Source organism: Paenibacillus sp. IHBB 3054 (assembly GCF_051594305.1).
GTDB lineage: Bacteria > Bacillota > Bacilli > Paenibacillales > Paenibacillaceae > Paenibacillus_AQ.
Window position 1 is genome coordinate 116,524 of the sequence record NZ_JBOFBG010000014.1, and the last position, 23,396, is coordinate 139,919.

General features: G+C 50.1%; 13 protein-coding genes. 7 read left to right on the forward strand and 6 right to left on the reverse strand.

The window, feature by feature from the left end; genetic code table 11:
* The first annotated feature begins 37 nt into the window (after positions 1-37).
* From ACQ76X_RS17160 to ACQ76X_RS17185, 6 genes are all read left to right on the forward strand, one after another.
* Positions 38-901, forward strand: a complete 864-nt coding sequence (locus ACQ76X_RS17160; protein WP_438495153.1) for a DUF4362 domain-containing protein — start codon at positions 38-40, stop codon at positions 899-901.
* A gap of 105 nt (positions 902-1,006) precedes the next feature.
* Positions 1,007-1,735, forward strand: coding sequence for a response regulator transcription factor (locus ACQ76X_RS17165; RefSeq protein WP_438495154.1), 729 nt, complete (start codon positions 1,007-1,009; stop codon positions 1,733-1,735).
* On the forward strand, positions 1,732-2,667 hold the full coding sequence (locus ACQ76X_RS17170; RefSeq protein WP_438495155.1) for a sensor histidine kinase: 936 nt from the start codon (positions 1,732-1,734) through the stop codon (positions 2,665-2,667). The genes ACQ76X_RS17165 and ACQ76X_RS17170 overlap by 4 nt, the downstream gene beginning before the upstream one ends.
* A gap of 143 nt (positions 2,668-2,810) precedes the next feature.
* Complete coding sequence (locus ACQ76X_RS17175) at positions 2,811-3,728, forward strand: ABC transporter ATP-binding protein (protein ID WP_438495156.1); 918 nt, start codon at positions 2,811-2,813, stop codon at positions 3,726-3,728.
* A complete protein-coding gene (locus ACQ76X_RS17180) occupies positions 3,712-4,422 on the forward strand; it encodes an ABC transporter permease (RefSeq protein ID WP_438495157.1) in 711 nt (236 codons plus the stop codon). Before ACQ76X_RS17175 ends, ACQ76X_RS17180 begins: the two co-directional genes overlap by 17 nt.
* A 282-nt stretch (positions 4,423-4,704) precedes the next feature.
* Positions 4,705-6,384 (forward strand): ATP-binding protein, encoded by a 1,680-nt coding sequence (locus tag ACQ76X_RS17185; RefSeq protein WP_438495158.1) that lies wholly within the window; start codon positions 4,705-4,707, stop codon positions 6,382-6,384.
* Between the two features lie 206 nt (positions 6,385-6,590).
* Here the strand turns inward: ACQ76X_RS17185 and ACQ76X_RS17190 are convergent, their stop codons facing one another.
* The 6 genes from ACQ76X_RS17190 to ACQ76X_RS17215 all read right to left on the reverse strand — a co-directional run bounded on the left by ACQ76X_RS17190 (position 6,591) and on the right by ACQ76X_RS17215 (position 15,058).
* Positions 6,591-7,436 (reverse strand): DegV family protein, encoded by an 846-nt coding sequence (locus ACQ76X_RS17190; RefSeq protein WP_438495159.1) that lies wholly within the window; start codon positions 7,434-7,436, stop codon positions 6,591-6,593.
* A 202-nt stretch (positions 7,437-7,638) separates the two neighbouring features.
* A complete protein-coding gene (locus ACQ76X_RS17195) occupies positions 7,639-8,499 on the reverse strand; it encodes an AraC family transcriptional regulator (protein WP_438495160.1) in 861 nt (286 codons plus the stop codon).
* A 100-nt stretch (positions 8,500-8,599) separates the two neighbouring features.
* Positions 8,600-10,288 carry a glycoside hydrolase family 13 protein gene (locus ACQ76X_RS17200; protein ID WP_438495161.1) on the reverse strand — a complete coding sequence of 563 codons (1,689 nt, stop codon included), beginning with the start codon at positions 10,286-10,288 and terminating at the stop codon, positions 8,600-8,602.
* A 303-nt stretch (positions 10,289-10,591) separates the two neighbouring features.
* Positions 10,592-12,910 (reverse strand): glycoside hydrolase family 65 protein, encoded by a 2,319-nt coding sequence (locus ACQ76X_RS17205; RefSeq protein WP_438495162.1) that lies wholly within the window; start codon positions 12,908-12,910, stop codon positions 10,592-10,594.
* Between the two features lie 295 nt (positions 12,911-13,205).
* Positions 13,206-13,868 carry a beta-phosphoglucomutase gene (pgmB, locus tag ACQ76X_RS17210; RefSeq protein ID WP_438495163.1) on the reverse strand — a complete coding sequence of 221 codons (663 nt, stop codon included), beginning with the start codon at positions 13,866-13,868 and terminating at the stop codon, positions 13,206-13,208.
* A 152-nt stretch (positions 13,869-14,020) separates the two neighbouring features.
* Entirely contained in the window at positions 14,021-15,058 is a 1,038-nt protein-coding gene (locus tag ACQ76X_RS17215) for a LacI family DNA-binding transcriptional regulator (protein WP_438495164.1), read from the reverse strand.
* Positions 15,059-15,718: 660 nt separating this feature from the next.
* Here ACQ76X_RS17215 and ACQ76X_RS17220 point away from each other — a divergent pair.
* The gene (locus ACQ76X_RS17220) at positions 15,719-23,305 is read left to right on the forward strand and encodes a pullulanase (RefSeq protein ID WP_438495165.1); all 7,587 of its coding nucleotides are present in this window, start codon (positions 15,719-15,721) and stop codon (positions 23,303-23,305) included.
* Positions 23,306-23,396: the final 91 nt, after the last annotated feature.

Sequence of the window (23,396 nt, forward strand, 5' to 3'; positions counted from 1 at the left end):
CCCGCCATTTCCAGCAATGATAAGGAGGGTAAAGGCTATGAATCCAGTCCGTTTCTTAAAGTGGCTCCTGCTAACCGCCTTTCTAGCGCTGTTAATATTTGCAGGCTTCTCCCTGCTGCATTGGAAGGAGAATACGGCAAACCGCCCGAAGATCAGCCATGAGCTGAACGAGCAGGAAGATGTTGTTCTTAACCATGGATTCACTATCAGGAATCTCTACAGGCTGGATGACTTTATAGAACGGCAGAGCGGACGTCAGCGGGTGGTGCAGTACACCATGGAGGGGGACCCGATATTTAAAGACCTGCAATTTAAAAAGGGCAAGCTGTGGATTACAGATGACACAACGCAGGATGAGTACGGACCACATGAAATTCTTACGTATGCCTGCTCAACGCTTGAGCGCAGTGAGACGGATACCGCACTGAAGTACACACTCATAGGCTGCGAGGGGGAAGCGGCGCAGCGGGTTGTGCTGCAGGTGGATTTTGATCTGCAACAGGAGGACCGCTTTGAATTTGTGCTGAAGTATGGGGTGAACCGCAGGAATGAGATTAATATACGGGACGGAAAGTTGAATCTGGATCTGCAGAATGGTTCTGTCCTTGAGGTATTGGATTTCCTGCTCTCACAGCAGGATCAGCAGCGGATCTACCGGGAGATGGTGCTTGCCAATTACCTGCGCGACAAAGAGGTGTCCGAAGAATGTAACATGAAGCCTTATGTAAGCTATGAACTGGAGACGACAATCAACGCCCGGGAACAGCATTACATTTGGAGTGAATGCGATAATAGCAGGGATGGCACAGAAATGACCGCACTCGCAAAGTTCATTATTGAGATTGTAGAGTCCGGAGAGAGATATAAAGGCTTGCCAAAGGCTAAAGGCGGTTATGAATAAACGATGATGGATCAAGAGAACCGCTGATTTTAGCTTTTGTATCAAGGAATCTATTGCTATACTTTAACAAAAAGACGGTTATTAGAGCTGCTGGGAGGTTCAGTCATGACGCATCGTATACTGTTGGTTGAGGACGATGAAGATATTAGTAGAATGGTATTTTCTTATTTGGTAAAAGAGGGCTATGAGGTGGAGACTGCATTTGATGGTGAGGCAGCGGAAAAGCTTTTTCATCGCGGCGGCACCTATGATCTGGTTCTGCTGGATCTGATGCTTCCGAAACGAAGCGGCAACGATGTGCTGCAGACGATTCGCCGGGACAGTCTTGTACCTGTGCTGATCATGTCGGCTAAGGACAGTGATGTGGACAAGGCGCTGGGCCTTGGATTCGGCGCGGATGATTATATTACGAAGCCGTTCTCGATGATCGAGCTGGCGGCACGGGTGAAGGCGGCGATCCGGCGGGCAGGATATGCCGCTGCCGGAAGTCCTGTTCAGGAAACAGCTGCCGTTCAGGAGCAGGCCAACACGATAGCACTGCGTGGACTCACCGTCGATCTCGATAATTTCTCGGCGCTGAAGAACGGGGAAGAGGTCAAGCTGACGGCCAAGGAGTTCCAGATTCTTAAGCTGTTCGTGAGCAGCCCCGGCCGGGTGTACACCAAAGCGCAGATTTACAGCGTCGTCTGGGAAGACGATTATTACGGGGATGAGAATGTCATTAATGTACATATGCGCAGACTGCGTGAGAAAATTGAAGATGACCCGTCAAAGCCGGAATACATCAAAACGTTATGGGGCATTGGCTACAAGCTGGGGGATGTGCTGGAATGATCGCTTTTTTGAGTGTGGCTATCCTGCTGCTGCTGATCGTGATCCTCTGGCAGTACCTGCGTCTGCGGGAGCATTCCCGCCAGCTCGATTATATCCACACCAAGCTTACGAGTATTGTCGAACGGGGCTCGCACGAAAGGCTGCTTCTGTTCAATAGCAACCCTCATCTGCAAACGCTGCTGACTGATCTCAACCGGCTGCTGGACGTCAATCACAAGGGAGCGGTCGAACTGGCTAAGCTGGAGAAGTCTATGCGCAGCATGCTGGCGAACATCTCTCATGATCTGAAGACTCCGCTGACGGTGGTGCTCGGCTACATTGAAACGATTCTCCATGATGGGAATATAACGGAAGAGGAGCAGGCGCATATTCTGCGGATGATCCATGCCAAGGCAGAAGAGGTGATCCGGCTGATGAACAGCTTTTTTGATCTGGCCAAGCTGGAGTCCGGGGATAAGCAGATCGCGCTGTCGCGGGTGGAGCTGGGCGAGGTCTGCCGGCGGAACATTCTTTCCTTTTACGATATCCTGAATGCCAAGGGCAGTGAGGTGGAGATCGGGATTCCGGATGAGGCGATGTACATGATGGGCAACGAGGAGGCGCTGGACCGGGTGCTGTCCAATCTGCTGTCCAATGCGATCAATTACGGGGATGCCGGAGGTGTGCTTGGACTCACCCTCTATAGCGATGGGGACCAGGTGTGCATAGACGTATGGGACCGGGGCAAAGGCGTCACCGAAGGGCATCAGGATAAAGTCTTCGAACGGCTCTATACGCTGGAGGATTCCCGCAACCGCGACTATCAGGGGAGCGGCCTTGGGCTGACCATCACCAAACGGTTGACCGAACAGATGAACGGCAGCATTACCTTGCGCAGCAAACCTTACGTCAAAACGGTATTTACGCTTTCTTTTCGCAGGCTGACCTTCTAAAAACTATACTGGTCCGGCGGCTTAACCTGCACTTACGGCTGCAGCTTAAGATTTTCGTAAGAATCAGGTAATAAAAAAGAAAATTCCGCTGTGTACAATAAGAACCAGGAAGACAAACGAAGAAGCCAAAGGGGATAACGGAAATGACCACCATACTGCGTACTTGGGATTTAACCAAGGAGTATCAAGGCAAAGAAGCTGTCAAAGGCGTGAATATGAACATCAAGCAAGGCGAAATCTACGGTTTCTTGGGACCTAACGGTGCGGGCAAAACTACGGTGATGAAAATGATCACCAATCTGGTGAAGCCGACGGCGGGGGAGATTGAATTTTTTGGCGAGTTCATGACAAACCGTTCCTATGAAATGCTGAAACGTATGGGCTGCATTATTGAATATCCGGTATTCTACGACAAGCTGACAGCGAGAGAAAATCTCCAGCTGCACGGGGAATATATGGGTTACTACGATGCCAAGGCCATGGAAGAAGCGCTGGAGCTGGTCAAGCTGAAGGGCGTGGACAAAAAGCCAGTTAAGCAATTCTCTTTGGGGATGAAGCAGCGGCTGGGCATTGCCCGGGCGGTCATGACAAAACCGGAGCTGCTCATTCTGGATGAGCCGATCAACGGGCTGGACCCCATGGGCATCAAGGAGCTGCGTGAGGTGTTCCGCATGCTGAGCCGTGAGTACGGAATGACGCTGCTGATCTCCAGCCATATTCTGGGTGAGGTTGAACAGGTCGCCGACACCATCGGCATGATCCGTGACGGAATTCTGCTGGAGGAAGTGGCAATGGATACGATTCGCAGCCAGAACACGCAATACATCGAACTGATTACCGGAGAGAGCAGCAAAGCGGTGTATGTTCTGGAGCACAAGCTGGGACTCACCAACTTCAAGGTGCTCGACCCGCGGACGATCCGCATTTATGATGCCGTACAGCAGCTTGAACTGAATAAAGCACTGGTAGAAGCGGGTGTGGAGCTGGAAAGCCTGAGTAAAAAGAATCATTCGCTGGAAGATCATTTTGTGGAACTGATGGGGGGTGAGGGCATTGCTTAAGCTGATACAACTGGAAATCCGCAAAAACAAACTGGCTGGCATGCTCAAAGGCATTGCAATTGCCAACCTCGCAATTTTTGCCTTTATGCTGCTGCTTACTTACGTTGATTCTGAAGGCGGCGGCAGCGGCAGCGGGGAATTCAAGACTTATGCAGAGATGTTCTCCGGCCTGTATGTTTTGGTCAAGGCGACCTTTGTAGTGTTTGCTTCGGTTGTACTGAGCAAGCTGGTTATTGATGAATATAAGAACAATACCATTACTTTGCTCTTTATGTACCCTATCTCCCGTAAAAAGCTCTTAGGTGCCAAAATTATCATCGTTTTCCTCTTTACACTGATCAGTATTTTTGTATCGGATGTTCTGATTAGCGCTCTTCTGATCGGACTTAACTCTTTCACCCATGCGATTCCGGGACAGCTGGATTTGGCTGTGATTCCTGGAGAAATCATCCGGATAGGTGCAGATGCGGTATATGCGGCAGGGATTGGACTAATTCCTTTATATATCGGAATGCGCAAGAAATCCGTACCAGCCACCATAGTTACTGCAGTGTTGCTTGTCAGCGTGATTGCCTCCAATTTTGGTGATTTCCCGCCGGGTAATCTGGTATGGCTCTCCATCTTCCTCAGTCTGGTTGGTATAGCCATCGCTTACCTGTCGATCCGAAATATTGAAGAGAAGGATATTGCCTGAAGGTAACCGGAGGTACAGCTTTGAGTGTTTTCATTTCCTAAGTTCCTCTGCGGTGAGGTTAAGGATGGTCCAACTGTTCTTGCTCATCTGCCGGAGGGACTTTTTTGCTGCAAAACCGCTTGGCACCAATGTTTTAGATGGCGACCAACTGCGGTTTTTTTGCTATAATAGTTCTTAATTCAGCAATTTTCGAGCGGAGTACAGATTGCAGTTACATCTATAGTTTATCCGCAGTTTATGAATAGAAGAGGATAAGGATTGAAGCAGCGGAGGAGGTGGGCTATGACTAAACAATGGTCTTTTATTCTGGATAGGGTGCTTTCGGAAGAAGGTGCTTATAAAGCGTTATACGATCATCACCCCGACCTGATAATTGTGCTGGACAGGCAGGGATACTACGTGGACAGCAACCGTGCTTTTGAAGTTGCCGCTGGCGCAGATCCGGAACTTCATGAGCCATTGTCTGGTTTCCGGCCACAACCTCCCGGAGAAGAGCATTTTGCTGCAGCGCTTGGGGGTATCGGCTCCGGCTTTGAGCTGGAGGCGGATGAGAGCCGCGGAAGCAGCCCGGCTGCGGTTACGTATGTGCCGGTAAAAGCTGAAGAAGGGATCGCAGGCGTATTCGCCATTATCCGATATGACCAGAGCCGTGTTCTTCCTCTTCTGCTTCAGGAATGGTTCGGCAGGCTCCTGACCGGGGAAGTTGCTCCCATGGAATGGACGGATGAGCGGACACCGGGGCGTGAAGAGGAGCTTATAGAACTGGCTATGGTGGAGGAGCAGCAGAAGGCAGAGCTGGTGCTGGAGATGTCGGAGGATAGGCATCTTAGCCTAATATTCAACTCTATTGCAGCCGGAATCTTCGGACTCGACACGTTGGGCCGGACCTTCTTTATCAACCGTGAAGGAGCAGATATGCTGGGTTATGAGCCCTACGAGCTGAGGGGGCTGCCGTTGATGGATGTGATCCATCACATCCGTGGAGACGGGTCAAGGTACCAGCAGCATGAATGTCCGATCTGGCAGACCCTGCAGGACGGTGTCACCCGCAGTAGAGGGGATGAAATCTTCTGGCGGAAGGATGGCACCAGCTTTTTTGTCAGCTACCGGATTGCGCCGCTTCTGCATAAAGGAATTATCTGCGGTGTAGTGGGCTCTTTCAGTGATATTACCAATGAACGGGAGATTCTCCGGGCCAAGGAATCGGCAGAGCAGGCGGCTCAGGCTAAGTCCGATTTCCTGGCGATGATGAGCCATGAGATCCGTACCCCGATGAACGGGATGATTGGCATGGCCGACCTGCTGCTGGAAACAGAGCTGGAAGAGGAGCAGCGCGGCTACGCCGAGATTCTGCGCAGCAGCAGCTACAGTCTGCTGCAAATTCTAAATGACATTCTCGATTTCAGCAAAATGGAAGCCGGCAAAATGCCGCTGCTGTCGGAGAAATTTGATCTGCGCGAAATGCTGGAGAGCATCATTGATTTATTTACCCCCAAAGCTGAAGAGAAAAATCTGGCGCTGCGCTGGTGGGCGGATACAAGCGTTCCGGCCATAGTGAAGACCGATCCCAGCCGCCTGCGCCAAATCATCGTCAATTTGGTCGGTAATGCGCTTAAATTCACGGAACGTGGAAGCGTAACCTTGTCGGTGAAGAACATTCCGCTGCCGGGTTCACCGGAATACCTGCTGGAATTTTCTGTTCGTGATACAGGAGTGGGAATTGCCGACAGCAAGCTGAATCTGCTCTTTCAATCCTTCTCGCAGCTACATCCGTTCATTAACCGCAAATATGGCGGAACGGGACTGGGGCTGGCCATCTGCAAGCAACTCGTCGAGCTGATGGGCGGAACGATTTTTGTGGAGAGTGAAGAAGAACGGGGCTCGACCTTCCGCTTTATGCTGCCATTCGTCCATGAAGAAGCTGAATCAGAAGCAGAAGCGGGAATCACGCCCTACCTGTGAACAAGCCTTCTTTGTATTGAATCTTCGAACTGAATTAAACATAGGCATAACAAAAACCAGCAAGCTCCGGTTATCGGGGCATTGCTGGTTTTGTTGAAAATATAAGAATTTATATGCTTCGCGCTATAAATTATCCTTCTATTTCTCGCTGAAACGGATACCGCCCTTTTGAGGACGGTATCCGTTTCCACTTGGCTGTTCAACAGTTAGTGCATATACATGAGGCCTACTGTAGCGGGTCCGCAGTGGCTGCCAATGACACAGCCGGCATGAATGACGGCAATCTCTTCAACATCGGTCTGTTCACGCAGCGCCGCCACCAAAAAGTTGGCATCCTCTTCACCCAGTGTGTGGGCCACGATGAGCAGCTCCTTATCCATTTCCCCGGCATTGGCAAGGGCATGCTGGAGCATCTGTTCCACAGCTTTCTCTTTCTTGCCGCGAACTTTGCTCACCGGTACAATCGCACCGTCAATCAGCCGCAGCACAGGCCGGATCTTCAACAGGCTGCCGATAAAATTCTGCATACCTGAACAACGTCCACCCATATATAAGTAATCCAGTGTATCCACAACAAATTCTGTCTCCACTCGGTCGCGGCATTGCTTCAGCATAGCGGCAATTTCCCTGCTGCTGTGGCCTTTGGCTGCGGCGCGAACCGCTTTCATCACTAGGAGCGCAATCCCTCCGCATAACGTCTGGGAGTCGACCACTTGTACGCGTCCTTCAGGAAACTCCCCTGCAGCCAGCAGGGCATTCTGATATGTAGAGGATAAAGAAGAGGAAAGACTGATATAGACGACGTCTCCTCCGCTGCTGATGACTGGCCCAAAAGCGGCCATGAAGTCGGCGGGCGAAGGTGCAGCGGTCTTCGGCAGTGCTCCATTTGCGGCGACACGACGATACACTTCCTCAGGTGTAATGTCTACACCATCCCTGTAGGTACCGTCTTGAAATACTACATACAGCGGGACGATGCCAATATCATACGTATCCTTCCAGCCTTGCGGCAAATCGGAAGTGCTGTCTGAAAAGATTTTTACGATAGACATGAAATTCTCCTTCACCGAATCTCGGATGACAATATGACATAATAGAATAAGCCATATAATCTGTTTATTATACCAAGCTATTGCCAATTCTCAAAATGAAAATTAATAGAGAAGGAGCTGGAAAATATGCCAATCTCTTTACACGGCTGCTTCCGGCAAGGTTTAAACAAAAAGGACTACCCTAATCGGGTAGCCCAGTTGCTTATTTCTTCATCACCGGAATCCACACTTCACAGACATAATCCTCTGCATCCGGGTCGCCTGGTAGATAAAGCTCAAATTCCGGACCACCTGCATGCTCATAGCCGGTACCCGGGAACCACTCCTGGAAAATCCGCTGCCACACATTTTGAATCGCATGCGGCATGGGGCCGACTGAGGTGAATACGGCCCAGCTTGCAGCTGGAACCACCGCGGTTTCATAGCCTTGGGGATCCGTCTCCGGCGTACCTTCCACTCCGATCCAGTAGGACAGCAGCTCTTTCTCCATGTCCATACTCATACAGATGCCGAGCCAATCTTTGCCTGTGCCGATGTCAATCAGCTTCTCCGAAGTGCCGTCCGCATTGCATTCATTCCAAAACTCAGGGATTCTGCGGAAATTCTCCCCCTCCCTGGTCGTAACCTCCATTGATTTGCCAATGACGGTAAACGCGTCTTTCTCCACAATTCTGTATTCCATTTCCTGATCTCCCTTCAATGATAGATGGAAGGAGAGGCGGGGGAATGCTTTGAGCTGTACACCCGGTTCACGCGCGGCGGAGGGGGTCAGTCCATGCGCTTTGCGGAACGCTTTGGCGAAGGCTTCCGGGGAGTCATATCCATATTTCAGCGCTACATCCAGCACCTTGATTTTGGAAATGGCCAGCTCCTGGGCGGCCAGGGTCAATCTGCGCTTGCGGATATAGTCTGCCACCGTTACCCCTGTCAGCATGCCGAACATGCGCTGGAAATGAAAAGGGGAGACATGAGCCACCTTAGCCACTTCTTCTATGCGCAGGGGTTCGGTCATCTTGCTCTCCATATAATCCAAGGCATTTTTCATTCGGATCAGCCATTCCACGTTTGCCATCTCCCTTTTGCATTTATACTATCATGAGCCAGTCAACCAAGCCTGTTATTCTCTGCTCATTAATGACAGGTTAACACAAATCGGGTGTATGCTATAGACGAATTTGATAGACCCGGGCTTCATAAGGCCGCAAGGTTGCAAGGCTGGCAGCATCCGGCTCTCCCGGATAGTTGCCGATAATGATGCTGGTTACAGCCGCCAGCTCAGCAGGGAGATCAACCGGCTGCGGGTCAGCGCTGAAATTCAGCAGAATAAGCCACTGTTCATCGTCTAACGTCCGGGTATAGGCATAAATGTATTCATGCTCCGTCAGCAGCAGCTTATATTCGCCGTAAGCCATAATCTGATGTTCTTTACGCAAGCTAATCAGCTTCTGATAATAATAAAACACGGAATCCGGATCAGCCAGTGCCTGCTCTACATTGATATCTTGGTAGTTCGGGTTAAGCTTCAGCCATGGCGCGCCTTGAGTGAAACCTGCATTTGCGGAGGCATCCCACTGCATTGGAGTACGGGCATTGTCCCGGCCTTTCGTGTGGATGGCCTGTAGAATCGTCTCATGCTCCGCGCCGCCTTCCGTGACCTTTTCCCGGTACATATTCAGGATCTCGATATCCTTATAATCTTCCAGCACAGGGAATTTCACATTCGTCATGCCGATTTCTTCGCCTTGATAGATGTAGGGCGTGCCTTTCAGCGTATGCAGCAGTGTAGCCAGCATTTTGGCCGACAGAACACGGTATTCACCATCATTGCCGAACCGGGAGACCATCCGCGGCTGGTCATGATTATTCAGGTACAGACTGTTCCAGCCGCGTTCGGCTAAGCCAACCTGCCATTTATGCAGAATGTCGCGCAAGCCTTTGAGGCTCCAAGGGGTGACATCCCATTTGCCGCCGGGACCGGAGTCCACATCCATATGTTCAAATTGGAACACCATCTGCAGCTCCTGCCGGTCTTCGGCAGTGTACAGAATTGCATCCTCTACACTGGCCCCCGGAGTTTCGCCAACCGTCATCACCTCATATTTGGAGAGAACCTCACGGTTCATTTCCTGCAAATATTCATGGACCCGCGGGCCGTTCATAAAATATTCGCCGCCACCGGCCAGCTCTCCCGGAGCCAGCCCCTCTCTGTGAGCGGAAGGCAGGCCTTCCACCTTGGAGATCATATTGATGACGTCCATCCGTAAGCCATCGACGCCTTTGTCGAGCCAGAAAGCGATCATTTTGTAGAGGGCTTCGCGAAGCTGCGGATTCTCCCAGTTGAGATCCGGCTGCTTGCGGGAGAACAGATGAAGATAATATTCTCCTGTAGCTTCATCCAGCTCCCAGGCCGGACCGCTGAAGACGGAGCTCCAATTGTTGGGCCGTTCGCCGTTCGGTCCGCCGGGCCGCCAAATATAATAATCGCGGTAAGGGTTGTCGAGGGAGGAACGGGATTCGGCAAACCATGCGTGTTCATCCGAGGAATGGTTGATCACAAGGTCCATCATCAGCTTGATGCCGCGTTCATGAAGTCCGGCCAGAAGCTCCTCCCAGTCCTTCAAAGTGCCGAACTCATCCATAATATCCTCGTAATCGCTAATGTCATAACCATTGTCGTCGTTGGGAGATTTATAGACCGGGGACAGCCAGACGACATCGACACCGAGCTTCTGCAAATAATCGAGGCGGGAGATAATCCCTTGCAGATCCCCGATTCCGTCTCCGTTGCTGTCCTGGAAGCTGCGAGGGTAGATTTGATAGACTACGGCTTCTTTCCAAAAGGCTCTTTTCATTCTAAACGACTCCTTTGAGTGATTTTATAATGAAACCATAAAACTATATAAGATGAACTTGTAACCTAATTAGCAAGTAAGGTGGAGGGGAAGTTTGGAAGTGTAGGAGCGCTAGCGTCCGCCTTTGTTTTCAGATTTCATCCGCAAAATTGGGTATTCAATATAGAAATCTGAAAACAACAGCGGCCGGAACTCCAAATCTTCCACGGAACCGTGACTACTGCTTAATTGATTTTCGAGGTTCATCATATATAAAAAACAACCCCGAAGGAGATTGAAGCCTCCGGGGCCAATTAGCCGGAATTATGCCGTGACGGTGGAGCCTTCAGCAGTGACGCTGCTGAGTCCGTTCACAGTATACTCCTTGCCGTGAATCGTGATGGACGCCGGAATATCGGTTTCATTAACAACCGTAACCTGTACATCAGTAACAATGACTTTAAGCCGCGAACCGCGGAACATGATCTTGAAGGAATACGAAGTCCAGTGTCCCGGGTTGGAAGGCTTAAGGATCAAGCGGTCTTCCTGAACGCGCAGTCCGCCGAAGCCATGTACAATCGACATCCAGGTTCCCGCCATGCTTGTAGTATGGCAGCCGTCTTCCGTGTCATTGTTATAATTGTCGAGATCCAGTCTCGAAGTCCGCAGGTACATTTCATAAGCCTTATCCTTATACCCCAGCTCACAGGCAAGAATTGCATGGATACATGGGGAGAGGGAGGATTCATGAACGGTAATCGGCTCGTAGAAGTCGAAATTCCGTTTCTTGGTGTCCAGATCGTAACGGTCGCCAAGGAAATATAAACCTTGCAGCACATCGGCCTGTTTAATGAAGCAGGAACGCAGAATGCGGTCCCAGGACCATTTTTGATTCAGCGGCAGATTCTCTGGCAGAACATCCTTCACCTGAATGATCTCTTTATCGAGGAAGCCGTCCTGCTGCAGGAAGATGCCGCGTTCTTCATCGGCCGGATAGTACATTTTGGCGATGATTTCATTCCATTGTGTGGTTTCGCTGTCCAGCAGTTCCAGCTTATCGGCAAGCTCTGCGTACCGGGAAGCTTCGTTCTCCTGCAGATATGCCAGTGCTTCCAGCGTGTATTCCATCGTCCAGGCAGCAATCCGGTTCGTATACCAGTTGTTGTTGACGTTATTCTCGTATTCATTGGGTCCGGTTACGCCGAGCATCACATATTTGTCCTTGTGCGCCACGTAGTGAACGCGTTCCTCCCAGAAGCGGGAGATTTCCACAAGCACTTCAAGACCATATTGGCCGAGATAAGCTTTGTCCCCGGTGTAATTAACGTAGTTGTAAATCGCATAGGCAATCGCGCCGTTACGGTGAATTTCTTCGAACGTGATTTCCCACTCATTGTGGCATTCTTCACCGTTCATCGTTACCATCGGGTACAGTGCACCTTTTTTATAACCAAGCTTAAGCGCATTTTCTTTGGCTTTTTCCAGATGTTTATAACGGTAAATCAGCAGGTTACGGGCGATTGAGGAATCCGCTGTACTTAAGTAGAACGGCACACAGTAAGCTTCTGTATCCCAATAGGTGCTGCCGCCGTATTTTTCCCCGGTAAAGCCTTTGGGTCCGATGTTCAGACGGTCATCTTCACCAGTGTAGGTCTGGTTAAGCTGGAAAATGTTAAAGCGGATCGCCTGCTGTGCCGACACATCACCTTCAATGATAATGTCGCTTTCCTTCCATTTATCTCCCCACGCAGTAGCCTGTTCGGTCAAAAGTGCGACGAATCCGGCTTCCTGTGCGCTTTGCAGTGCCGTCTGCGCAGCATCAACCAGCTGTCCCAGGCCGTAATTGCGGGAAGTGACATTGGCAGCATATTTATAGATGACAACCTGATCGCCGGTTTGCACGGGGATAGTTACCGTACTGCCCACATATTTCTCCTGCTCGGTGACTTCAGCTTCTGCAGTAAGCTTTTCGCCATTGACCAGAATATCAAAGACAAATGCCGAGGTGACGTGAAAATCGAGCTTTTTCGTCTTCAGGGTGAGGTATCCGCCGTCCGGCTCGCCTTTCTTCTCCACTTCGTTCCAGAATTTCTCGTCATAGTTGGCATCCTTGTTCTTGATGTCGCCGTCAAGGTAAGGGGTAACGGTAAGCTTTCCGGCAAAATTCACCGGAATGATCGAATAGCGGATCGCGCCGATCTCACGGCGGGCCATGCTGACGATGCGGATACTTTCCACCTTAACTTCCTTGCCGTCCTCAAGAGTGGCGGTGAAGCTGCGGGAAAGTGTACCTTCCTTCATGTTGAGCACCCGGCGGAACTCGGTAACGGTACAGGTAGCCAGATCCAGCGGTGTGCCGTCGATGTCGATGTTAATGCCAATCCAGTTGGTACTGTTCAGCACTTTGGCAAAATACTCCGGATAGCCGTTTTTCCACCAGCCGACCCGGGTTTTGTCCGGATAATACACACCGGCCATGTAGCTGCCTTGCAGGCTGTGTCCGCTGTATTGCTCTTCAAAGTTGGCTCTTCCGCCCATATATCCGTTTCCGATGCTAAATACGCTCTCAGAAATTTCTTGGGTCTGGGGATCGAAGGATTCTTCAATGATTGACCATTCATCAATTTTTAGATATTGCTTCATTATTACCGGCTCCTTTTTAGGTGGGGATGATATAAATTGAACTATGAGTTCGACTATACAGGTTACGTGCTGGCTGCCCCTCGGGCGAATGGATGTTACGATCGCTGTTGTCCCCGGATGCTCGGAAATGGGGGTATTGGGCAAGCATCCGGGGACAAAGACGAACGCAGGGTCTTCTTCGAAGGTCCGTCCGCCTTCACTGCTGCTCAGCGTAACTTTGTTCTCACATATAGTTCAGGTAAATAGAGTAGGGCAAAAGAAAATTCACAGGGTTGCTGATAGATGTTAATGTTCGTCAAACCGTTGCAAAAGATTCCCGCAATTCCGCTAGCGCGATCTGCTGGAGAGAAGGCACAACGATGTTCGCTGCCCCCAGTGTTGCAGGAGAACCGATGCCTACGCTGCGCATACCGGCGCGGGTGGCAGCGAGGATTCCGGCCTCGGCGTCCTCAAAGACCACGCAGTGCTCAGGGGATACGGCGAGTGCCTGGGCCCCCAGCAGGAACACTTCAGGATCAGGTTTGGCCGCGCTGGTATGTGTGCCGTCGATGATTGCATCGAAATACGGTGTCAGACCGGTGTTATTCAAGATGGTCATCGCGTTTTTGCTGGCGGAGCCAAGGGCGACTTTGATACTGGATTCCCGGCATTCCTTCAGAAAGTCAAGGGCACCGGGCAGAATCTCCGAGCTGTCCATCTTGGCGATGTATTCGACATAGCGGTTGTTTTTTTGCTCGGCCAGCCGGGCTTTTTCCGCCTCGTCCAGCGAAAGTCCGCCGATTTCCAGCAGAATATCCAGTGAAGCGGCGCGGCTGACACCCTTAAGGCGTTCGTTATCCTGTTCGGTGAATTCAAACCCAAGGGTTTCCGCGAGTTCTCTCCAGGCGATAAAATGATATTTGGCAGTGTCGACGATCACACCGTCCAAATCGAACAGGCAGGCTTTAATTTCTGACATGTTGATCCTCCTAAAAGTTTTGTAAGCATAGCTTCCTTGAATCGACTAGCTATTTTGACGGATATATTGCGGTTTATAAGTAGCGCAAACGTTTGAACAAAGTTCGAAAAAATAAATGAAGCACTTTCGCTTCATTTATTCTTGTGACTTGGTCATTTCTTCCCTGGAGCATACATAGATGACTCTCTAACGATCAAGCGGTGGGGAATGACAAAACGGTTCGTATATCCTGCCTGAATATCCGGCTTCTTGATGCTTTGGATCAGCACTTGGGAGGCCGTATAGCCAAGATGATAAATTCCGATGTCGATGCTGCTGATCGGCGGGCTGGACAGTTCCGATAGTGGGATGTTGTTAAAGCTGACAATCGCCAAATCTTCCGGAACCTTGTATTTCAGTTCATTCAGTCCGCGCAATACTCCGAAAGAGACCATATCGTCCACTGCAACAAGTGCCGTTGGACGGTTCGGGAGATTCATGAAAAATGACATCGCCCTATATCCGCTGTCCTGCAGAAACTCGCCCTCTACAATCCACTCTGTACGCATCTCTAGGACACTGTTCAGCATGGCTTTGCGGTATCCTTCGAGGCGGTCGCGTGAAACGATGAGGTTAGGCGGTCCGCTGACAAAACCAATGCGTTCATGTCCCATGGAGATTAGGTGGTTTGTAGCGTCGTAAGCGGCCATGACATTATCATTATCCACGGATAAAATATCCTCATAGCGGTCGCTTCGCCCAACAAGCACGAAGGGGTAGCCGCCTGATTCCAGAAAATCAATAACCGCATCATCTTTGCGTGAATACAGCAGAATAACGCCATCAACACGGCGGCCCTTCAGCAGGCGGGAAACAGCTTCAAGCTCTTCCTTTTCGTTCGCTCCGGAGCTAATCAACACATCATAACCGGATCGGCTCGATTGAGTCACAATCCCTCTGATTAATTCCATAAAAAACAGATTGGAGAACAGCTCCTCAGCTGGTTTCGGTAAGATGATGCAAATGCTGTTAGTGGTCTTCGAAACGAGGCTTTTAGCCATCATATTCGGAGTGTAGCCCATTTCCTCCATAATCACTTTGACCTTGCGGGAAGTTTCTAGGCTGATTCTGGGATGACCTGACAACACCCGGGATACAGTGGAGGGAGAAACTCCCGCTTTCTTAGCCACGTCCTTGATGGTAACTGTCATAGAAACCTCCTCATGGAACCGTTTGCTTTACAAAGTAATATTAATCGAAGTGCTGTAAATTGTAAATAGACAAAGTCTTTCTACAGGCCCTTTAGAGCCGATTTGGGAATAAGGGCTAGAACCTTCGCTTAAAATTTGCACATTTTCACAAATGAAATGGCAAAATATAAGAAATATTTGTATTTTGATGTAAAAATGCTGCCGGATGATCTGAAATGTATAGAGATAAAATGCGCAAACGGTTTTTCTTTAAAACTCTTACGCTACATATGTTTATTTTATTGATCATGCAAATCTGTGCAATACATGGCATTACTGCAGGCCTATTAGTATGAACTCTCTGTCCCGGCTGACGGGTGGTTTAGCAATTTATTTTTTTGGTTGACAACAAGTTGAGACTAAGATTAGTATGTTAAACAAGGTATAAAAGCGCTTACAAGAGCTTATTTTGTGCAACATGTCTGCTGCACAAAATAAAGTTTGCAGGGAATGTGTAGGTTCGTTATTTTTGCAAACGTTTGCGCAATGACTTCAAAACTGAAATCTATAAGGGGGTGTCATTCCATCAGGCTTTAGAAGCATGAAATGTTGGATAAAGGAATATGAAATCAGTGTTTTCTCTGTTCAGGAATCGAATGCAAATATGGGGGGATTGAAGGAATGAGATTGGCTTTATGGGGTAAAAAGGCTTTTGCCATTAGTATGATCCTTATTCTTGTGTGCTCTTACTTTACAGGGTACACGGCAAAAGTGGATGCAGCCACATCCAAAGTTGTGCTTGTGGGTGACCTCCAGTCAGAATTGTCTGCAGGTTCAGGGCAAGTGGATGACTGGTCACCAGATGCAACAGTCACTCAGATGACCTATACAAACAATGGTACTTATGTCTTTACAGGCACGCTGCCGGCAGGGACCTATAAGTACAAGGTTGCCCTTAACGGCACCTGGGACGAAAGCTATGGATACAGCAGTTATACCCATACTGAAGGAACCGATGACGGCGGCAACATCGTGATTACGTTGGCTGCTGAAACAACGGTTACCTTCTATTTCAACGAGATTACCAAAAAAATTGCCGACTCGACGTATTACTCGCCAATCGCAGACAACAGACTGCCGCGGCTGGTGGGTACTCTGCAAAGTGAGCTTGGCGATGCGGGCGATTCCTCGCCAGCCGACGCGAAGACGACATTATCGGATCCGAACTTTGACAATGTGTATGAGCGGACGGCTGATCTTCCCAAAGGCGACTATTCGTACAGCGTCTTTGTGCCGGGAGCAACCCCGCAGGAGGATAAGTCTTATCCCGAGCATGAACAGGCCTTGAATCTGCCGGCGGATCTGCCGGTCACCTTCAAATACAACGCGGCGGATCATGTCGTCAGTGCCACATTTACGGCTCCGGTTGTTCCGGGTAACAATGCCCCTGTACCGGATGGGCATATGCGGGTTCACTACCAACGTACAGCCGGTGATTATGCGGATCAGGGTTTATGGCTCTGGGATGATGTAGCCGCACCTTCCTCCGGATGGCCTGCGGGTGCCACGCCGTTCCCTGAAGGTCAAACTGATTCTTACGGGGCTTATACCGACGTACCGCTTAAGGAGGGAGCCAAAAAAATCTCGTTCGTAGTCGTCAACCGCAACAATCAGGCCAAAGACGGCGGCGACAAGCTGTTCACAATCAATACTCCGCAAACCAATGAAATCTGGATCAAGGAAGGTTCGGATCAGGTGACACCGTATGAGCCGGCAGTAATTCCTGCGAATACCGTCCGGATTCATTACATGAGAGGCGACAATCATCAAAGCCAGTACGGTTTATGGCTGTGGGATGATGTGGCAACAGCACCGGTTAACTGGCCGTCAGATGCTGCTCTGTTTCGCCCTGAGAATGTGGACCGCTTCGGCGCGTATATCGATATTCCACTGAAAGAAAATGCCAGGAAAATTGGCTTCCTTATCGTTAACCCGACAAATGAGAACAAGGACGGCGGCGATAAAGCTTTCAGCCTGCTGGACCGTTACAATCAGCTGTGGGTAAAAGAAGGGGATAACAATGTCTATGTTTCTCCGTTCGGGGAACAACCGGTAGGACTCGTGTCGGCTGAAGTACTGTCGACCAGCAAAATCCTTCTGGGCTTCACTTTAACTGATGGACTGGATGCCGCAGCATTAAAAGCTGGAATTACCATCAAGGACAAAGAAGGCACGGCTGTCCCGGTCACTGCAGTAACCATTAAGAGCCCGACTTCCATTGAGGTGGATACGGCAGCTTTTGATCTGGGCAAAACGCCGCTGAGTGTATCTTATTCCGGCAAAACGGTATCCGCTTCCGGCGGCTGGAGAATGATCGATGAAATGTACAATTACACAGGGGACGACCTTGGGGCTGAGTATAATGCGGCTGAGAAGTCGGCTACGCTCAAGTTATGGGCTCCTGTGGCCAGTTCTGTTGTGGCAAATGTGTACGATAAGAGTGATGCTACCAAGCTTGTCGGCCATATCAGCTTGACTAAGGGCGAACAAGGCGTGTGGTCTGCGAAGCTGAAGGCGTCTGATTTAACCGGCGTTGCCGGGGAGTCTGATGTAAGCGGATACTATTATCAATATGAAGTTACCAATGACGGGGTTATGAAGCAGGTGCTTGATCCGTACGCCAAGTCCATGGCCGTATTCACTGTGGATACCACAGGTACTGCGGGCGATGGCGGAGATACAGTGGGTAAAGCGGCTATCGTTGACCTTAGCCGGACCAATCCGGCTAACTTCCATGAGCCGGATATCGCTGGCTATGAACAACGCGAGGATGCCGTCATTTATGAAGTCCATGTCCGTGATTTCACGTCGGATATTTCAATCGAAAGCAGTCTGGGCGGCGAACGTTGGGGCTCTTATGCCGCTTTTGAGCAGAAGCTGGATTATATTAAATCTTTGGGCGTAACCCATATTCAGCTGATGCCTGTAATGGCTTGGTATTACGGCGACGAAACGAAGATGGGGCAAAGAGAAAGTGAATATTCAGCACAAAATAATCAATACAACTGGGGATATGATCCTCATAGCTACTTCTCCCCGGATGGCGCATATTCACAGAATGCTGCCGATCCAGAACTGCGGATTAAGGAGCTTAAAGGGCTTATCGACGCAGTGCATGAAGCCGGGATGGGCGTCATTCTGGATGTTGTCTACACCCATATGGCGAAGAAGGAATTCTTGAACGATATCGTGCCTAATTATTATGCGTTCCAGGATGCAAACGGCAACTTTATCGGCGGTTTCGGCAACAACCTGGCGACAAACCATAAGATGGCGGAGAAGCTGATGGTGGATTCCGTCAAGTACTGGTTCAGTGAATACAAAATCGACGGCATGCGCTGGGACATGATGGGCGATGCCACGGCAGATGCTGTGCAGGCTGCCTATGATGCCGCCGCAGCCATTAACCCGCAGGCGCTATTCATCGGCGAGGGCTGGAAAACGTTCGGCGGGGCCGCTTCCGATCCTTCTCTTGCAGGCAAAGGCGCAGATCAGGATTGGATGGATAAGACGGACAGCGTCGGCGTATTCTCCGATGAATTCCGCAATGAATTGAAATCAGGTTATGGTTCAGAAGGTGAACCGAGGTTTATTACGGGCGGAGTACGTTCGATTGAGACGATTCTGGACAATATTAAAGGCCAGCCGTCCAATATCCCGGCGGATGATCCGGGGGATATCGTGCCATACATCGAAGCTCATGACAATCTGACACTGCATGATGTAATTGCGCAGTCCATCAAGAAGGATCCGGCAATTCCCGAGAACGAGCTGGAAATACAGAAGCGGATCAGGCTCGGCAACATGCTGATATTCACTTCCCAGGGTACCTCCTTCCTGCAGGCAGGCCAGGAATATGGACGCACTAAGGAGTGGAAGGCAGATACCATTCCTGAGCAAAAAGCTACAGAGCTAAAGGACGCAAACAATAATTCATTCGGGTATTTCGTTCATGATTCCTACGATTCATCGGATGCGGTCAACATGTTCGATTGGTCCAAGGTAACCGATGAGTTGAACTTCCCGGTGCAGAACATGACCAAAGATTATACCTCAGGCCTCATTAAGCTGAGAAAGTCTACAGATGCATTCCGTCTGGGCGACATGAGTCTGGTGGATTCTAATGTCAGTTTGATTCCGGCGCCGGAAATGAAGGCGACCGATCTTGTGATCGGGTATAAGAACAAGGCCACTGATGGCACAGGCATCTATTATGTGTTCATGAATGGCGACAATATATCCCGAACGCTGACACTTTCCGAGGATTTAACAGGCGGTAGCGTACTGGTCGACGATGACGAAGCGGGTACTGAAGCTATCCCTGCTGCAGCCCAGTCCGGTTTTGCATTAACAGCTACATCTATTGAACTGCAGCCGTTGACAGCTGTAATTATCAAGAGGGATGCCGCAGCAGCTGTGCTGAGTTCTCTGGAAACGGACAGCAGCAGCTACTCGCTGCAAATTGGCAGCACACATCAATCGGCTGTATATGCTAAATATGATGATGGCAGCAAACGGTCGGTTACGAATACTGCCGCTTATGTTTCCGATAAACCGGAAGTGGCTACCGTTACAAGCAAAGGTCTCGTAAAGGGGATCAAGGCTGGAACAGCCAACCTTACCATTACCTATGGCGGAAAAACAACGAATGTAACCGTTAAGGTAACGAAAGAGCCGGTGGATAGCAAACGTTATGTCCAATTGACTTATGTCCGTGACGACAAGGATTATACGGATTGGAATCTCTGGATATGGAACACTGGAGTTAAAAATGATCAAATTGATTTCACAACGTTTAAGGACGGCAAAGCCAGTGTTCTGATTGAGGTGGCGCCAAATGCCACAAGCGTGGGTTTCGTACTGCGCAAAGGAACGGACTGGAATACGGGCAAACAAGACTACCCGGATGACCGTGTCATTCCGCTTACCCCGGGTGAAAATTTCACCAAGGTCATTGTGACCAGCATGGTGAAGGAGCTTGACATCAAGCCGGTTATTAGCGGTCCGGTCATGAAAGACGGAACGATTACCTTCAAGTACCGTGATGACGAGCTTTTCCGCAGCGGCAACCTGGAATCTATCAGCGAGGCCAAAGTGAAAGTAAACGGCAAGGAATACCCGATGGTGTATGATCCGTCGAGTGAGTGGTTCAGTTATCAGCTGACTGGCGTGGAGGAAGGGACGTATAAGTACACCTTCCTGATCACTAAGGATGGAGTTACTGAAGAACTCACCGATCCGAAAAATACGTTGAACGGTGAATCGGTTGCCGTATATCATCGTCCAGACGTTACAGTCAGTGCAAAAGTTCAACCGGAAGCTGTCACATCGAGTGAAAATGCAATTGTGACGGTCAGTGCAGCCTCCGAAGAAGCTGTAACCTATACGCATGGATTCATGGATCTGACTGCCATTGGGGGTCCAAGCGAAGTGAAGCTCGATACCGGGCTCATGAAACAGACCATTGCGGTGAAGGATACCGTAGCCGCGGGCATCAAAACCATTCCGGTCACGCTTATTGACCAGTACGGAAATACGCATAAAGGCAGCACCTCCATTGAAGTGAAAGCCAGAACCTATACGGGAGCCAAGCTGGATTTCGATTGGGATGAGGCACGGATCTATTTTGCCCTGACTGACCGCTTCAAGGATGGTGACCTCACCAACAATGAGAACGTCGATAAAACACATCTTGAAGCCTACCACGGCGGAGACTTCCGCGGGATGATCAACAGTCTGGATTACCTTCAACAGCTGGGGATCAACACGCTCTGGATCACGCCGATTGTCGACAACATTGATTTCAATAAGGGGGTTGATTTCGGCGGTACCCAGCATGCTTACCATGGATACTGGGCCAAGGATTTCACCCAGCTGGATGAACATCTTGGCGATATGGCGACCTTCCGCGAACTGATTGAGAAGGCACATGACAAGGGTATCAAAATCATGGTTGACGTTGTGCTGAATCATGCAGGCTACGGTTTGGAAGCAGAGGATAACTATCCGACCGTTACCGCAGAGGATAAAGCGCGCTTTGACGGCATGCTCCGTACGGACGGTGTATCGGCCGATACTGACCCGATCAAGGGAGAGCTTGCCGGCTTGCCGGACTTCAAAACGGAAGATCCTGCAGTTCGTGCGAAAATTATTGAGTGGCAAACGGGCTGGCTGGACAACGCACGGACAGCGCGTGGCGATACCATCGACTATTTCCGTGTGGATACCGTTAAGCATGTGGAAGATACGACATGGAAAGTATTCAAAAATGCGCTGACGGCGATTGATCCCGACTTCAAACTGGTCGGTGAATACTACGGAGGCACCATTGACAGCGATGGCGGGATGCTGCAAACCGGGCAAATGGACGGCTTGCTGGATTTCGGCTTCAAGAATGCGGCAAGAGATTTCACGAACGGCAAAATCAGTGATGTGGATGCTTACCTGCAGGACCGTGAATCGAAGATTGACAATACCCGGATGATGGCTCAGTTCCTGAGCAGCCATGATGAGAACGGCTTCCTGTCCGACTATGTAGGCGGGGACAAAGGCAAGCTGAAGATCGCTGCCGCCCTGCAGATCACGGCTAAAGGACAGCCTGTCATTTATTACGGGGAAGAACTTGGACGTTCGGGCAGAAATGCCGGAGATATGTCGAAGGGAGAATTCAGCGAGAACCGTTCGGATATGCCGTGGGATCAGCTTACTGCTGAGCAGGGTCTTCACGATCACTATCAGAAGCTGCTGAATATCCGTGCCAAATACTCTGCGGTATATTCCAAAGGTACACGTACGAAGCTGGCAGGTTCGGATGAACTGGGATATTTGGCTTTTGACAAGCAGTATGGTTCCCAGAATGTTGTGACGCTCATCAACACCAGCACCAAGGCTGTAACTGCAAGTATTCCGGTGCCGTTCACAGCATTTGCTTCTGTCCAGGATGAGTATAGCGGCAGAACATATGCCGTATCGGCCGACCGGAAAGTAACGCTTGAGCTCCCGGGAAGAGATGAGGGAGGAACAGTTATTCTGGCGGTGGTATCTGAGGGTACGCCGGGACCCGCACCCACTCCGACACCGACACCAGCACCAACAACAACTGCAGATCCGCAAAGCATTGGGGTAGACAGTTTGAAAAATGGCAAGGATGGCAAGGTGGAAGTGCAGGTTGCTGCAGGCAAGCAATCAGTGCTCATACCGATTCAGGCAGCGGGCGTCCTCGGAACAAATGATTTGGTGCTTCATATGGGCGGCATTTCTGTAACCCTGCCTAGTGCAGTTCTGAGCGGGATTCAAGGAAGCTTGTCCGGGACTGAGGGGGAGGGTGCGCACATTCTGTTCGCAACCAGTCCGCTTCAAGGCAATGCGGCAGACACCTTCCTGGCCGGGCTGAAGCTTCAGGATACCAGAGTGACTGCTGCATCGGATGTATATGAGTTTACACTGCATATTGTCAAAAAAGACGGCACCCGTATTCCGGTTACGACCTTTAAAGCGCCGGTTACGCTTGCTTTCAAGATTACCGGCAATCCGGATAAAGATCTGCTCGGTATCTATGTTCTGGGCGATAGCGGAAGTGTGGCATATGCGGATGGAACCTTGAACGGGAATGTCATTACGGCACAAGTTACGCATTTCAGCAAATATGCGGCACTTGAGCTCGACAAGACCTTTAAGGATGTTCCAGCAGCCTATTGGGCGGCAGCGGCGATTAAATCGCTTAGCGCCAAACAAATCGTTACGGGTGTTACCTCTTCCGAATTCAAACCAAAGAGCAATGTCAGCCGCGCGGAATTTACCGCACTGCTGGTTCGTGCGCTTGGTGTGACTGCGGAAGGTCAGGCTGCATTCGTTGATGTGAAGCCTGATGCCTGGTACTCTTCGTACGTGGCAACAGCGGCCAGTCAGGGAATTGTGACGGGACGAAGCCAAGAAAGCTTTGCGCCAAATGCTGCCATCAGCCGCGAGGAAATGGCCGTTATGGTTATTCGTGCGCTGGAAGTCAAACAAGGTAAGAAGGTTGAGGTGGCCTCCGGGACAACCCGGTTTGCAGATGCTTCCGGCATCAGTGCCTGGGCGGGCTCTTATGTAAATGCCGCTGCAGAGCTGGGGCTAGTGCAAGGAAAAGCCGATCATAAGTTTGCTCCCAAAGAGCTGATGACCCGCTCTGAAAGCGCACAAGTGATCTACAATCTGCTTGGCAAATAAATAGCCATATAACGAAAACGGCACTCTTCATCGCGAAGAGTGCCGTTTTTTATTTAAAGATAAGAATTTACATGTTTCACGCTTTAAATTA